Origin of the sequence: Janthinobacterium woesei, from assembly GCF_051380875.1 — a bacterium.
Lineage (GTDB): Bacteria > Pseudomonadota > Gammaproteobacteria > Burkholderiales > Burkholderiaceae_D > Janthinobacterium.
The window spans coordinates 1-14055 of the sequence record NZ_JBNYXW010000019.1 but is presented as its reverse complement, the minus strand read 5'-3'; the positions used below and the strand labels follow the sequence as shown (position 1 = coordinate 14055).

General features: G+C 58.8%; 10 protein-coding genes and 2 pseudogenes. 8 read left to right on the top strand and 4 right to left on the bottom strand.

Annotated features, from left to right (window positions below):
• Nucleotides 1-47 precede the first annotated feature (47 nt).
• Nucleotides 48-614 carry a recombinase family protein gene (locus ACQ4W6_RS20890; RefSeq protein ID WP_436569093.1) on the bottom strand — a complete coding sequence of 189 codons (567 nt, stop codon included), beginning with the start codon at nt 612-614 and terminating at the stop codon, nt 48-50.
• A gap of 317 nt (nt 615-931) precedes the next feature.
• Between ACQ4W6_RS20890 and ACQ4W6_RS20885 the strand changes: the two genes are divergently transcribed.
• The 7 genes and pseudogenes from ACQ4W6_RS20885 to ACQ4W6_RS20855 form a co-directional block, all read left to right on the top strand.
• Nucleotides 932-1606, top strand: a complete 675-nt coding sequence (locus ACQ4W6_RS20885; RefSeq protein WP_436569092.1) for a heavy metal response regulator transcription factor — start codon at nt 932-934, stop codon at nt 1604-1606.
• Entirely contained in the window at nt 1584-3008 is a 1425-nt protein-coding gene (locus ACQ4W6_RS20880) for a heavy metal sensor histidine kinase (protein ID WP_436569091.1), read from the top strand. The genes ACQ4W6_RS20885 and ACQ4W6_RS20880 overlap by 23 nt, the downstream gene beginning before the upstream one ends.
• Before the next feature lie 193 nt (nt 3009-3201).
• The gene (locus ACQ4W6_RS20875; RefSeq protein WP_436569090.1) at nt 3202-4827 is read left to right on the top strand and encodes a 2Fe-2S iron-sulfur cluster-binding protein; all 1626 of its coding nucleotides are present in this window, start codon (nt 3202-3204) and stop codon (nt 4825-4827) included.
• 25 nt (nt 4828-4852) lie between these two features.
• Nucleotides 4853-5563, top strand: coding sequence for a hypothetical protein (locus tag ACQ4W6_RS20870; protein WP_436569089.1), 711 nt, complete (start codon nt 4853-4855; stop codon nt 5561-5563).
• Nucleotides 5564-5627: 64 nt separating this feature from the next.
• On the top strand, nt 5628-6848 hold the full coding sequence (locus tag ACQ4W6_RS20865) for an MFS transporter (RefSeq protein WP_436569088.1): 1221 nt from the start codon (nt 5628-5630) through the stop codon (nt 6846-6848).
• A 50-nt stretch (nt 6849-6898) separates the two neighbouring features.
• Nucleotides 6899-9892: a Tn3 family transposase gene (locus tag ACQ4W6_RS20860; protein WP_436569196.1), complete on the top strand. Its 2994-nt coding sequence runs from the start codon at nt 6899-6901 to the stop codon at nt 9890-9892.
• Between the two features lie 216 nt (nt 9893-10108).
• Nucleotides 10109-10246, top strand: a pseudogene (locus tag ACQ4W6_RS20855) (SDR family NAD(P)-dependent oxidoreductase); the annotation flags it as partial.
• Nucleotides 10247-10333: 87 nt separating this feature from the next.
• Here the strand turns inward: ACQ4W6_RS20855 and ACQ4W6_RS20850 are convergent.
• The 3 genes from ACQ4W6_RS20850 to ACQ4W6_RS20840 all read right to left on the bottom strand — a co-directional run bounded on the left by ACQ4W6_RS20850 (nt 10334) and on the right by ACQ4W6_RS20840 (nt 13344).
• Entirely contained in the window at nt 10334-11629 is a 1296-nt protein-coding gene (locus ACQ4W6_RS20850; protein ID WP_436569087.1) for an NRAMP family divalent metal transporter, read from the bottom strand.
• Between the two features lie 5 nt (nt 11630-11634).
• Nucleotides 11635-12777 carry a catalase family protein gene (locus ACQ4W6_RS20845; protein ID WP_436569086.1) on the bottom strand — a complete coding sequence of 381 codons (1143 nt, stop codon included), beginning with the start codon at nt 12775-12777 and terminating at the stop codon, nt 11635-11637.
• A 144-nt stretch (nt 12778-12921) separates the two neighbouring features.
• A complete protein-coding gene (locus ACQ4W6_RS20840; protein ID WP_436569085.1) occupies nt 12922-13344 on the bottom strand; it encodes a DUF2061 domain-containing protein in 423 nt (140 codons plus the stop codon).
• Between the two features lie 381 nt (nt 13345-13725).
• Here ACQ4W6_RS20840 and ACQ4W6_RS20835 point away from each other — a divergent pair.
• Nucleotides 13726-14055: pseudogene (locus ACQ4W6_RS20835) on the top strand (transposase); the annotation flags it as partial.

Below are 14055 nucleotides of genomic sequence, written 5' to 3'. Positions count from 1 at the left end.
TTTTTGTACAGGCTGGGGTTTGAGGTGCAGTGGAACGGAAAACCGGGTTAAGGCACTGGTACCACTTTCAGGTATTGATACAGCGTCTCGCGACTGATGCCGAACTCGCGCGCAAGCGTGGCTTTCTGCTCGCCGCCGCCCGCACGGCGGCGCAGCTCGACAACCTGGTCGTCCACCAGCGCCTTCTTGCGACCACGGTATGCGCCGCGCTGCTTGGCCAGCGCAATCCCCTCTCGTTGCCGCTCGCGGATCAGCGCCCGCTCGAATTCCGCAAAAGCCCCCATGACCGACAGAAGCAGGTTCGCCATCGGCGAATCCTCACCGGTGAAGGTCAGGCATTCCTTGACGAACTCGATGCGGATGCCTCGCTTGGTGAGCTGCTGCACCAGGCGGCGCAGGTCGTCCAAGTTGCGTGCCAGCCGATCCATGCGGTGCACCACAACCGTGTCGCCCTCGCGTGCGAACGACAGCATGGCATCGAGCTGCGGCCGCTCGGTGTCTTTCCCTGATGCCTTGTCGATGAATTGCTTGTCCACCTGGATGTGATCGAGCTGACGCTCTGGATTCTGGTCGAAACTGCTGACCCGGACATAACCGATACGTTGACCTCGCAAAACGTGCTCCTTAACAAGATGTGTCAGGAAAGACTCTATGACCGTTCAAGGTACATGTCAAGTAATCGAGATAGCAACCCTATCCTGACGGATTGCCTTGGGGGGGGGGGGCTGACATCAGGTTAGGGTATAGCTCAAAATGACACATCCGAAATTTTCTACATGTTGAAATTACCTTACGGGAATTTCTGAAGATCAAAAATTAATGTAATGGTTTTCAAGTACATCATATGATCGGGAGGCCACGAAGATGAGTTGACACGACAAAGCATCTAAATTAGCTATTATCGGCTGCTATACAAGATAAAGGTTTGGAAATGAAAATTCTGATCGTTGAAGACGAGCCCAAGATTGCAGCCTTCATCAAGCGCGGTTTCGTTGAGGAAGGTTTCGCTGCTGATCTCGCCGCAGATGGGCCGGACGGGCTCCATCTCGCGCTGACGGGAGTATATGACCTCATCGTACTTGATGTCATGCTACCCAGGCAGGACGGCTGGTCGGTGCTCACACAGATCAAGGAACACCTGCCCGACCAGCCGGTGATTCTCCTCTCGGCACTTGACGCCGTTTCTCATCGAGTCAAGGGCCTGGACCTGGGCGCCGATGACTACCTGGTCAAGCCGTTTGCGTTTTCCGAATTGCTTGCCCGTGTGCGCAACGCCTTGCGTAGAGCGCCGGCACAACATCCCGACATCTTGCGTTTGGCTGACCTCGACATGGACCTGGCTCGGCACAAGGCATCACGGGCGGGAAAGCCGCTTGACCTCGCTCCGCAGGAGTACCGACTGCTCGAATACCTGCTTCGTCATTCCGGCGAGGTGCTGACCCGGACGCGGCTGGCTGAACAGATATGGGACATCAATTTTGACGGCGACAGTAACGTGGTCGACGTCGCTGTGCGTCGACTGCGGCGCAAAGTTGACGATCCCAGCGACCGGAAACTGATTCACACTCTGCGGGGCGTCGGCTATGTCATTGAAGAACGGATTTGAGCCGATGGCCCTCATCAGGGAGCGCGGTTCGATCGCTTTTCGCCTCACGGTCTGGTACGCGCTCCTTAGCGTGGTGTTGATCGCATCAGCCGGCAGCATCCTTTACTGGGTTCTGGCGGACCGACTGCGCCAGGAAGATGACCAATGGCTGGCGGGTAGGATCGCCGATGTGCGCGGTATCCTGTTGTTACATTCCCGCGACTCCGCGGGTCTCCAAGAAGAGATTCATCGCGAGGCATCGATGCTTCCCGGCTCCTATCTTCGCGTCGTTGATACCCAAGGCATCACTGTGGTCGAAGCCCCGATCCCTCATGCCGTTGGGGGCGGAGACCCATTCGCCGATCCCCGTTTCCAAGCACGCGGCAATGAACTGGGCATGGACTGGGCTTCAGGTTCGGGGGAAACGTACCGCCTCATGTTCGCTCACGTCGGCATCGGCACCGGATTCACGGTGCAGGTGGCAATGAACCGGACAAGTGAAGAGGATGTACTCGCGGCATACCGGCGCATTCTGTGGCTCGCTCTTTCCGCTTCGCTTGCCATCGCCGTCATTGCGGGCTACCTGATCGCGCGGCGTGGCCTGCAGCCAGTGTCCCGCCTGGCAGCGATCATCGCGGAGCTGAGCGCAGCACAGTTGCATCGGCACGTGGTGGACGACGACTGGCCTCGGGAATTACGACTGCTTGCCGCCAATTTCGACCAGCTCCTAGAGCGCCTGGATGAGTCGTTCGTCCGAATGTCCCGGTTTTCCGCCGATATCGCTCACGAATTGCGCACCCCTCTCCACATTCTTCAGGGCGAAGCAGAACTGGCTCTTTCCAAGGACCGCTCAAAGGAGCAATATCGCGACTGCATCGCATCGGCTACGGAGGAGTACGAGCGCCTGGCACGGATGGTGGACGCGTTGTTGTTCCTCGCCCGTACGGAACAACCCGACTCGCTGCCTAACAAGCAAACGCTGGTCATTGAGCATGAGATCGCAGCCGTGTGCGCTTTCTACCAGGCGCTGGCGGACGAGCAAGAAACCACGCTGATCGCTGGTGGCAAGGGGACGGTGCTGGCCGATTCCGCCTTGTTGCGGCACGCGTTGGGCAATCTGATCATCAATGCGTTACGTCACACTGCCAGCGGCGGGTCCGTTGTTGTCGATGTGGCGGAAACACCTGATCGCGCTGTAAAAATCGTCGTCAGCGACACCGGAGAGGGCATTGCGCCGGAGGACTTGCCCCACGTTTTCGATCGTTTCTATCGTGCCGACAGCGCACGCTTCAGGCAGGGCGCTGGCACAGGACTGGGCCTCGCGATTGTCAAGTCCATCATGCTGCTGCACGGCGGGTCGGTTTCTCTCGAAAGCCAACTTGGCTGCGGCACCGCTGCGACTTTGAGGTTCCCAGCCTCATAACGACGACGTGAATCTGGCATTCCAAGATGACCAAATGGTCAGCTTCCGGTCATGTCGTAGCACTACTTCGTTCGCTATGATAGCGTCCATATAAAGTCGGGCCTCAACCTTAACGCACGATTTTTCCATTCCCTGCATAGGTTCTGATACCACTCGGTACAACCTGAGTCGCATTAAAAGAAAGAGATATTTGATGGAAGAGTTCCTAATAGCTCAATTTGATATTTCTTATATCGATGTCAGCGCCTATATTGGCCTGACCGCCGCCGGCATCATGACCCTGAATCTTTTCATTGGGCTGATGCTTTCGGTGCACTACAACACCGAACTCCGTTGGCCTCATCGGCGTCTCCCGCTGCTGGATCTTCACAAATGGTCAGGTTACGGCGCCCTATTTGTTTCGTTGCTGCATCCCGCGTGGTTACCATTGGCCAAAGCGGCGAATTACACGGTGCTTGCTGTCTTCTTCCCTTTTATCACGCGCGAGCAGCCGATCTTGACGAGTTTGGGTGCGCTCGCGGCTTACACACTTATATTCGTCGTAGTCACCGCGTACCTGCGAAACCGATTTGCGTATACGTTTTGGAAAAAACTGCACTACGCAAGCTATATCGTGATCGCTTCATTTCTAGTCCATGGAATTTTCACCGAACCGTCTTTGAAACATGGTGCTGTGATCGACTACCTGGACGGCGGCAAGCTATTTATTGAAGCTTGCGCGCTGGTCTGCGTCGGCCTCGTTATCTGGCGCGTGACATATGGAACCAAGCTTCGTGCATTCAATGCGGCACAACAACCGGGAGCGCCTTCTTGGCGCGGTGAACTGGTAATTCATTCGATCATCGATGTGCGCGATGACGTCAAAATGTTCCGACTGGTGAACCCGCGCGGCGGGGATCTGCCTTTTGCGTTTTTACCAGGACAGTATCTGAGATTTCGACTCAAGCATGACGACAGTGTGTTTACCCGCAGTTACAGCATCTGCTCGGCACCAGACTCAACAAGTTTTTGCGAAATCGCGGTAAAGCGTGCGAGCGATGGCAAAGGGTCGGCATATCTGTACAGCAAGACCCAAGTGGGGCAAGTCTTGACATGCGATGGGCCGCACGGCAGTTTCACGTTCACTGGCGCCGATTCCGACGGCGTTGTTCTCATCGCTGGCGGAATCGGCTTGACGCCGCTGCTATCGATCATCCGCCATCTGGCGACCCAGAACTGGCCGCACGACGTGTTTCTTCTGTTTGCTGTCAGTACCCCGACGCATGGTTTGTTCGAGGAAGAACTACACGCACTCGCCAAACAATATCGGCATTTCAACTACTTGATTCTGCCCTCGCGAATCGACGGATCGGCATGGCCGGGGCCAAGCGGTCGCTTGCAGCCTTCTCATCTTGTGGAACTCGCCCCTCAGATTGCCCGCCTTCCAGTCTACCTTTGTGGACCTGAGCCAATGATGTCAGCGACAATTTCAAGCCTTCGCAGTTTGGGCGTGGACGAAGCACAAATCCATACCGAATCATTCGGCGGCGCAATCATTCACGATGACGCACTACGCGCCGCGACCATCTTTTTTGCAAAGTCCAAGAAAACGGGACTTGTCACTGCAGGCAGGACGCTGCTTGACGCAGCAGAAGAATACGGCGTACCGATCGAATCGCTTTGCCGAACCGGGATATGCGGAACATGTAAAGTCCAACTGATTTCAGGTGAAGTCAAGATGCTCACAGACACATCGCTTACAGCGCGGGATATTAACAATAACCTTGTCCTCGCTTGCCAGGCACGGCCGACCACATCCACATTAGAAATCGCATGCTAATCCTACAAAACATCACGAGAGTACAATGAAAAAATTCCAATATGAATGGATTGTCTTTGGTCTGCTTGCCACTGCTGGCGCGGCGCAGTCGGAAGAATTCACAGGTCAGTATCTAGCCACAGGCAATCTCTCCACCCAGTCGCGCCTAATGCCCTCACTGAATAGTCGGTTGACAGCGAATTATGCGCCACCCGCCCTGACGGGAAATTTCGATTTTCGTCTGGAGCGCTACACCGAAAATTCGTATCACACCGTCGATGGCAACATGACGCGCGAGCGGAAGTTTGAAGCGCAGGTCAATTTCAATTTCCCACTCACCGAACATTTTACGGCAACGGTCGGTGCGCTACGGCATGAAAACTACACGTTCCGGGACAACTATAACTGGGCGGTCGCTGGTTTGTCATGGTCTGGCGATGTCGCAAAGGACCTGAGTCTCACCACGGCGCTCTTTGCTGAAAAGCGTAACGGTGGTGGTCGCACTTTTTATGATTTGTCCGGAACTGCCGAGCAACGATTCAATGAGAAGTATGGGGCGTTTGTCGCCGCTCATATTTACGAAAATTTGGGCGAGTTCGACGCATCGCCGTCTCATAAACGCGAGTTTGAGACGGGCATAAATTACTACATCAGTAAACGGTATTTCGCCGGAATTTCCTACTTTTATCATCAGCAGGTTGGCGACCCAAGCGACCGTTTTTCGTTTGTAAAACTAAAGGTGGGAGTAAATTTCTGAAAATTAAGTTCTTGACAATGCATAGAGTTGCATAGTTATAAGGTTTCATGACGATGGCGAAAAAATGACAAAAAAGAACATCGGCAGCACACTTAAACAAATTCCAATCGGAATCTGGATGCTCGGCTTCGTGAGCATGCTGATGGATATTTCTTCGGAAATGGTCCATAGCCTGCTCCCCCTATTCATGGTCGGCACGCTCGGGGCCAGCGCCTTTGCTGTTGGTTTGATTGAAGGACTCGCCGAGTCCACAGCCCTCATTGTGAAAGTGTTCTCGGGGGCATTGAGCGACTACCTCGGCAAGCGCAAGGGCCTGGCATTGTTCGGTTACGCGCTTGGCGCGCTGACCAAGCCACTTTTTGCAATGGCGAGTACCACCGGCATTGTACTCACGGCACGGTTGCTGGACCGGGTGGGGAAAGGTGTGCGAGGGGCACCGCGCGATGCGTTGGTCGCCGATATCGCGCCACTGCACCTGCGCGGCGCGGCATTCGGCCTGCGCCAGTCACTCGATACGGTGGGTGCGTTCCTTGGCCCACTGCTCGCGGTCGGTCTGATGCTTCTGTGGGCTAACGATTTCAGGAAGGTCTTTTGGATAGCGGTGATTCCGGGCGTGCTGGCCGTTGCGCTGCTTGTATTCGGCGTGCGTGAACCAGAGCAGCATCAAAATGGCAAGCGTACCAACCCTATTCGTCGAGAAAATCTAGCCCGTCTTAATACCCAATATTGGTGGGTGGTTGGGATTGGAGCTGTGTTCACACTGGCCCGTTTCAGCGAAGCGTTCCTGGTCCTGCGCGCGCAGCAAAGCGGCATCGCGGTTGCGTTGGTGCCCCTGGTCATGGTCGCGATGAATTTGATTTACGCCGCCTCGGCGTATCCGTTTGGCAAACTTTCCGACCGTATGAGTCACACGACGCTGTTGGCGCTCGGGCTTGTCGTATTGGTGGCCGCCGATTTGATTTTGGCCACCAGCGATCATTGGGCGGTTGTATTGACTGGCGTCGTGCTGTGGGGCGTTCACATGGGTATTACGCAAGGGTTATTGGCAACGATGGTGGCCGATACAGCACCGGCCGATCTGCGCGGGACAGCCTATGGCGTGTTCAATTTAATGAGTGGGATTGCCATGCTGATAGCGAGCGTCGTGGCAGGTCTGCTATGGGATCGGTTTGGAGCTTCGTCTACCTTCTATGCAGGTGCCGTCTTTTGTTTGGTGGCTTTGATTGGACTCGCCAAGTATCGTACTGGCGCGGTTCACCACAAGGTTGTCTCCTCCTCTGAGTAGTCCACCAACCCAAGTCAGCGTGGGGCAGTCACAGCCAAGCAGGAGAACTCCTGCCAGTCAGCTTTCTCTCGAACGAGCAGCGCGAAAACTACGGCCGCTACGCCGGCCCGCCGTCGCCCCATGATCTCGCCCGGTATTTTCACCTGGACGACACCGACCATGCGCTGATCGCACAGAAGCGCGGCGCGCACAATCGGTTGGGCTTCGCCGTCCAGCTTGGGACCGTGCGTTACCTTGGCACGTTCCTAGAAGACCCGCTGGCCGTGCCGCAGCCCTTGCTCTGGACGTTGGCCAAACAGCTGCGCATCGAAGCGCTGGACAAGGCGAGTGTCTACAATGCCGGCGAGCAGCGCTGGCTGCATGCGACGGAAATTCGCGCATCGTATGGCTACGTCGAATTCACGGAACCCCTGATCGCCTTTCGCCTGACTCGGTGGCTCTACGCCCTTTGCTGGACCGGCACCGTTCGGCCGAGCGTGCTGTTTGAGCGCGCCACAACATGGCTTGTGACGCACAAGGTGCTGCTGCCTGGCTGCACGACGCTCGAACGGTACGTTGCGCGCCTGCGCAGCCGCGTCGAGGAGCGTCTATGGCGCTCGTTAGGCAACGGGCTTAGTCTTGACCAGCAAACGCGCCTGGAAGGTCTCCTAGTCTCTTCTGGCGGCACTCGGAACTCGCCGCTTGATCGCCTGCGTACCGGGCCGGTTGTCGCCAGCAGCCGGTCGATGAGCCTGGCGCTGATGCGGCTACAAGCCGTTCGCGAGCTTGGCATACGGTTGCCGGCCGCCACGCGCATCCCGGCCACGCGGGTCGCGGCCCTGGCCCGGTTCGCCGGCGCCGCCAAGGCCAGCGCGATCCTGCGCCTGCCGGTACTGCGCCGCCTGGCCACCCTGGTCGCGTTCGTGCACTGCCTCGAAGCATCGGCACAGGACGACGCCTTGGAAGTGCTCGAAGTCATCCTGCGAGAGCTTTTCGGGGACGCCGTGAAGGCCGATAAAAAGTCGCGTCTACGCTCGCTCAAAGACCTTGACGAAGCGGCGGCCACACTCGCCAGCGCCTGTCAAATGCTGCTGGACGATACCGTGCCGGATGACGAGCTGCGCAAGCAGTTGTTCGCGCGGATTTCTCCTGATACGCTCGCGCTGGCCCTCGCCGGCGTCAATAAGTTGATTCGACCGACCGATAATGTGTATTACCAGGAGTTGGATGCCAAGTACAAGACCGTGCGCCGCTTCCTGCCTGCGCTGGCTGAACACATTCACTTTGGCGCGAATGCGGCTGGCGAACCGTTCATCGCTGCCTTTGCCTGGCTTCGCGCCAATATGACAGTGAAACGGCCCGGCAACGATGCGCCACGCGAAATTATCACAAAGCAATGGCAGCGCCATGTGCTGGGCGAGGATGAAGCCATCGATTTCCACGCCTACACATTCTGCATTTTGTCCGAATTGCGTATCGCGCTGCGTCGGCGCGACGTGTTCGTGGCCCCAAGCTGGCGGTACGCCGATCCGCGCGCAGGCCTGCTCAATAGCGCGGAATGGGAATCCACCCGCCCTATCATTTGCCGCACGCTGGGGCTGTCGGCGCTGCCGGGGCCGACCTTGACTACCCTGGCCGATGAATTGGACCGCACCTACCACGCGGTCGCAGCCAGGTTGCCCGACAAACCGGCCGTGCGGTTCGACAAGGTGGGCGAAAAACAAGAACTGGTGCTTAGCCCGTTGGACAAAATGGACGAACCGGCGTCGTTGATCGCGCTGCGCACCAAGGTCATGGGCATGCTGCCACGCGTCGATCTGCCGGAACTGATCCTGGAGATTGCGGCACGCACCCGCTTCACGGACGCTTTCACCCACATATCGGAGCGCACCGCGCGCGCCTCTGATTTGCATGTGAGCATCTGTGCGGTCCTGATGGCCGAGGCGTGCAACACGGGACCAGAGCCGCTGATTCGCGGCGACGTGCCGGCGCTCAAGCGCGACAGGTTATCTTGGGTGGACCAGAACTACCTGCGCGATGACACCATCACGGCGGCGAACACCATGCTGGTATCGGCACAGAGTCGTTCGGCGCTGGCCAGCGTGTGGGGCGGCGGCGAGGTCGCGTCGGCCGACGGCATGCGTTTCGTGGTGCCGGTGCGGTCAGTGCATTCCGGGCCGAACCCGAAATATTTCGGCGTCGGGCGCGGCGTGACCTGGTACAACCTGATATCGAACCAATTTTCCGGCCTGAACGACATCACGGTACCGGGCACGCTGCGCGACAGTTTGGTCCTGCTGGCCGTCGTCCTGGAACAGCAGACCGACCTTCAACCAACCCAGATCATGACGGACACGGGCGCCTACAGCGATGTGGTTTTTGGGCTGTTTCGCCTGCTTGGCTACCGATTCAGCCCACGCCTGGCCAATGTCGGGGGAACGCGCTTCTGGCGGATCGATTCAAAGGCCGATTACGGGCTGCTCAATTCTGTATCCGGACACAATATCAGCCTGCAAAAGATCGAACCGCATTGGGACGACATGCTGCGCCTGGCCGGCTCGCTCAAGCTCGGCCGCGTGCCGGCCGCCGGCATCATGCGCACGCTACAAGTCGGCGAGCGCCCGACCAGACTGGCCCAGGCCATCGCTGAGTTCGGCCGCATCGACAAGACGTTGCACACGCTGACCTACATCGACGACGAAGCCAAACGCCGGGGCACGCTGACCCAGCTCAATCGTGGCGAGGGGCGGCACAGTGTCGCCCGCGCCGTCTTCCATGGCAAGCGAGGAGAGTTACGACAGCACTACCGCGAAGGCCAGGAAGACCAGCTTGGCGCGCTCGGCCTGGTGCTGAATATGATCGTGCTGTGGAACACAAGCTACATGGAGGCCGCGCTGAACCATCTGCGCGCGGACGGCTTCGAGGTAGGGGACGAGGACGTGGCCAGGCTGTCGCCGCTGCTGCATGAGCACATCAACATGCTGGGCCGGTATTCGTTTTCGGTGCCGGAGGCGGTGGCCAAGGGCGAGCTGCGGTCGTTGCGCAACCCAGCGAGCGATGAGTAGACCAGTAAGCCGGGATAAAGCCAGAAATAGCACATAGATCGAAAAGTAATAAAAATGTCAGCTCTTATGGGAGGTATTTTACGGTCGCTGCTTGCTGAGCAAGCCCATCCCATCGAAAAGGTCAAAGTTTTACGCTAGGAGGTGGCGATCCAGTTTGGTCGATCCGCCCGAAAGATTGCTTAACCCGGTTTCCCGTTCCACTGCACCTCAAACCCCATGCTGGCGCAAGGGCGGGGCGCCATCATCAACGTGGCTTCCACGGCCGCCTTGCAGCCCGATCCCTACATGGCCGTGTACGGCGCCAGCAAGGCCTTCGTGCTGTCACTCTCGGCAGCGCTGTGGGCGGAAAACCGCCTGCTGGCCTGGCTGCCGCGTTTGCTACCGCGTGAGACTGTGCTGGGCATCGTGGAAAACATGCTCAAGCCCAGAATGCAATAATGATCAAAACACCATCGTGGCAAACATGGCCAGCACGGCCGCCGCCATCACTGCCGTGCACAGCCAGCCCAACCATCGCAGCCGGCGGGAAATGGTCAACGTTCCCATGATGGTAGGGCGCGACGCCATCACCATCATCAAGGCCATGATAGGCACGGAGATGACGCCGTTGATGACGGCGCTCCAGTACAGCGCCTTGATGGGGTTGAGCGGCGTGAAACACAGGGCCGCGCCCAGCGCGGTAGACGCAATAATGATGGCGTAGAACTTCTTGGCTGCCTTGGGTGCCAGTTCCAGGCTGTTTTTCCAGTGGAAGGCGCCGGCCATTGCGTAGGCGGCCGAGCCGGCCAGCACGGGAACGGCCAGCAAGCCCGTGCCGATGATGCCCAGGCTGAACAGGGCAAAGGCGAAGTCGCCGGCGATGGGGCGCAGGGCCGATGCGGCCTGCGCCGAGGTGTCGATATGCGTGATGCCTTGCGCGCCCAGAGTCACGGCGGTGGTGAGCATGATGAAGAAGGCCACCAGGTTGGAAAAGCCCATGCCGACGGCCGTGTCCATCTTGATGCGCTGGAACTGGCGGGGCGCCTGCTCCGGCGTGCGGCGCAAGGCTTGCGCGCTGGCGTCCGCCTGCAATTCCTCGACTTCCTGCGATGCTTGCCAGAAAAACAAATAGGGACTGATCGTGGTGCCGAACACGGCCACGATCATGGTGATCGAGGCGGCCGACCAGGCCAGCTTGGGCCAAATGGTGCGCAAGGCCACTTCCCCCCAAGGGATGTGCACGGTCAGCACGGTGGCCACATAGGCCAGCAAGCCGAGGGTCAGCCATTTCAGGATGCGCACATATTGTTGATAGGGAATAAACACTTGCAGCAGCAGCGATAGCAAACCGAAGCCCACCGCGTACAGGTGCGGCGGGCCGCCTGCGATGAGGGTCATGGCGTCGCCCATGGCAGCCACATCGGCGGCAATATTGATGACATTGGCCAGCAAGAGCAAGCCGACGATGGCGTACAGCAAGGGGCGCGGATAGTGGCGACGGATATTCGTCGCCAGCCCGTGCCCGCTGACCCTGCCGATCCTGGCGCTGATCACCTGGATGCCCAGCATTAATGGAAACGTCAGGCACACCGTCCACAGCATGCCGAAGCCGAACTGCGCGCCAGCCTGCGAATACGTGGCGATGCCGCTGGGGTCGTCGTCGGCCGCGCCCGTGATCAGGCCAGGGCCAAGCTTGCCCAGCCATGTGTCGGATGGGGCAGCCTTGACGGCGGCAGGCGTGGACAGGTCGCTGTGCATATGGATTAATCGGCAGGGAAATCGTCAAGATCGTGCGGTTCGCGCGCAGTGGCGCCCGTGCGCTCGAAACGGAAACGGGCAGACATTGCATACGCGGCCTTGCGCACGCGCATGATGGAGCCCAGCGGCCGGTGTGCCAGCACGCCATGCCAGGGGCTGAAGGCCATGCCGTCATCGACCGCGCGCGACAGGGCCTCGCTCCAGCCCGCCTGCGGCAGGGCCGTGATGCGCGCCACGGGCAGGTAGGGACTGTCTTCCTCGATCCAGGCGACGGACGCATCTTCCAGCGGCATGCTGGCGATGTCGCGGCACAGCTGGATGCGCACTTCCCAGGTGGCCGCATGGCCGGCAAAGTAAGCGACGACGGCTTCGCGCAAGCCGTTCGGCTTGTCGTCCAGGTCAACTGGCGCGTCTTTCAAGGCGGCCAGTTCGGGCGACACGGGCACGAGGGCCACCTTGGCCATGTAGTTGCCATACAGAATCGGCGCCTGGCTGTAGTAGGTTTCGCCCAGCGGGTGGGTTTCCGGATGGCCGCCAAGGCTTTTCAGGGTAGCGCTTTCGCCGCCCACCGCTTCGAGCGCCTTTTCCGTGCCTTGCAGCACGGTCGATAGCGCCTGCTTCAGGCGCGGCGCTTTGTCGGTAGTGCTGGCCAACAACTTCAAGCTGCCGAGGAATTTCTTGGCGCTGGGGGCCAGAAAGGCGGGACCGTTGACTAGCACGAAATCCTGCGTGCTGGCGGGCGCGTGGCCATCGCCATTGCCATCGCCACTCTCTGCGTCCAGGCTGGACAGTTGGACGCCCGGCACGCCGATGACTTTCACGGCCATGCCGCGCGGCACGGAAACCTTGTCGTCGAGCATATCGCCAGGGATGGTCGAGATGCGTATCACGACATCGAAGCTGGCGGGCGCGGCAAAAATGCCTTGCGCCAACTCGGGCGCCAGGGCGTCGAGCACCTCCAGGCGGGCGCGCAGCAAGCCATGGCTCTTGGCGTGCACGCTGCGCGTGGCATGGCCGGAATCGGCGTAGGTGGTGGCGGAAATGCCGTGCAGGGTCTGCAGCAGCTGCGCGCGCGTCTCCCGCTCGTCTTCTTCCTCGAATTCATAACGGCTGTCGTAGGGCACGGGCGGGCGGGGAATGGCGGACATGGCTTTTCCTTGTGATGGCTGAGTGTGCTCCATCATTGCCTCCTACGCCACAAACTTCTGTTTGCTGCCATACACAGGCGCAAAAACAGGCGCAAAAATAATAGCGGCGCCCACCCGTTTGGGCGGGCAATTAAACCAGGTGGATTACAGCGCTGCCAGGCGCGACGCGCCGCGGCTGTCCATGCGGGAGCGGAGTCTCTCCCACAGGCGGTCGTGGAAGGGCAGGGCGATCACGTTGCAGATCGGCTCGACCACGGCCAGCAAACCGCCGAATGCCATCGAACCCGTGGCCCAGTACATCGCGCCGAAGGCCACGCCCATGTGCAGACAGGTCTGGCTGACCTTTTCACCGGCCAGCGCGGCAAAGCCCACGCGGCTGGCGGCGTAGCGGCGGCGGATCGCGTGCCAGGCTTTTTCATGCCATGGCAGCAGGGCAACATTAATGATGGGTTCCATGATCGCTGCCAAGCCACCGAGTGCCAGCGAGCCCGTCAGCAAATAGGCGAGGCCGAAGGCGATCGACATGTGCGTACAAACCTGGCTGAATGTTTTGATGGCTATAAACAAGGGATGCTCCTTTCTGTTGAATTCGCTTATCCTTGAAGTAGATAGTAACGATTCTCATTTACAAAAGGAAGTAAAATTTCTCAACTGAATCAATAGATTGAAACTATTGCCATTTTATTTTCATGGCCGGCAGTTCGGGCGCCATCGCAGGCCTGGCTTTCAGGTGCGCTGGCATGGTCGCCCGGAGCGCCATTAGAATATCTGGCGCACTCCTGGGCGCCGGGAGCAGGGCGGGGAAGGGAGGAAACGCCATCGTTCAGCAGGGAGTATGGCTCTGTGTTGTCGTTATTCGTGGCAATGCGCGGCAAGTGCCGGAAGTAAAGTGGATCCCGAATCTGAGACGATGGTTTAAGCTGTGGTCCGTGAAGGGGATAACAGCAAATGAGTGAAGGTAAAAAACGCAGGGTGCATACGGCCGAGTTCAAGGCCAAGGTCGGTCTGGAGGCCGTACGTGGCGTCAAGACGGTAACGGAAATCGCGCAGGAGTTCGGTGTGCATCCGGTGCTCGTCGGCCAATGGAAAAAGGAAATCCTGGAGAATGCCGGGGCCTTGTTCGACGTCAAGCGCGGTCCCAAGCCCCTCGATGAAAGCAGCCCCGAGGACAAGCTGTACGGCGAGATTGGGCGGCTGAAGATGGAAGTGGACTGGCTTAAAAAAAAGCTGGGGCCGTGAGCCAAGAGGCGCGCCTGGGTTGGATCGAGGCCAAGCATG

Coding starts and splice junctions, on each gene's coding strand:
- ACQ4W6_RS20885 (WP_436569092.1), top strand. CDS start 932: ATGAAAATTCTGATCGTTGAAGACGAGCCCAAGATTGCAGCCTTCATC.
- ACQ4W6_RS20880 (WP_436569091.1), top strand. CDS start 1,584: ATGTCATTGAAGAACGGATTTGAGCCGATGGCCCTCATCAGGGAGCGC.
- ACQ4W6_RS20875 (WP_436569090.1), top strand. CDS start 3,202: ATGGAAGAGTTCCTAATAGCTCAATTTGATATTTCTTATATCGATGTC.
- ACQ4W6_RS20870 (WP_436569089.1), top strand. CDS start 4,853: ATGAAAAAATTCCAATATGAATGGATTGTCTTTGGTCTGCTTGCCACT.
- ACQ4W6_RS20865 (WP_436569088.1), top strand. CDS start 5,628: ATGACAAAAAAGAACATCGGCAGCACACTTAAACAAATTCCAATCGGA.
- ACQ4W6_RS20850 (WP_436569087.1), bottom strand. CDS start 11,629: ATGCACAGCGACCTGTCCACGCCTGCCGCCGTCAAGGCTGCCCCATCC.
- ACQ4W6_RS20845 (WP_436569086.1), bottom strand. CDS start 12,777: ATGTCCGCCATTCCCCGCCCGCCCGTGCCCTACGACAGCCGTTATGAA.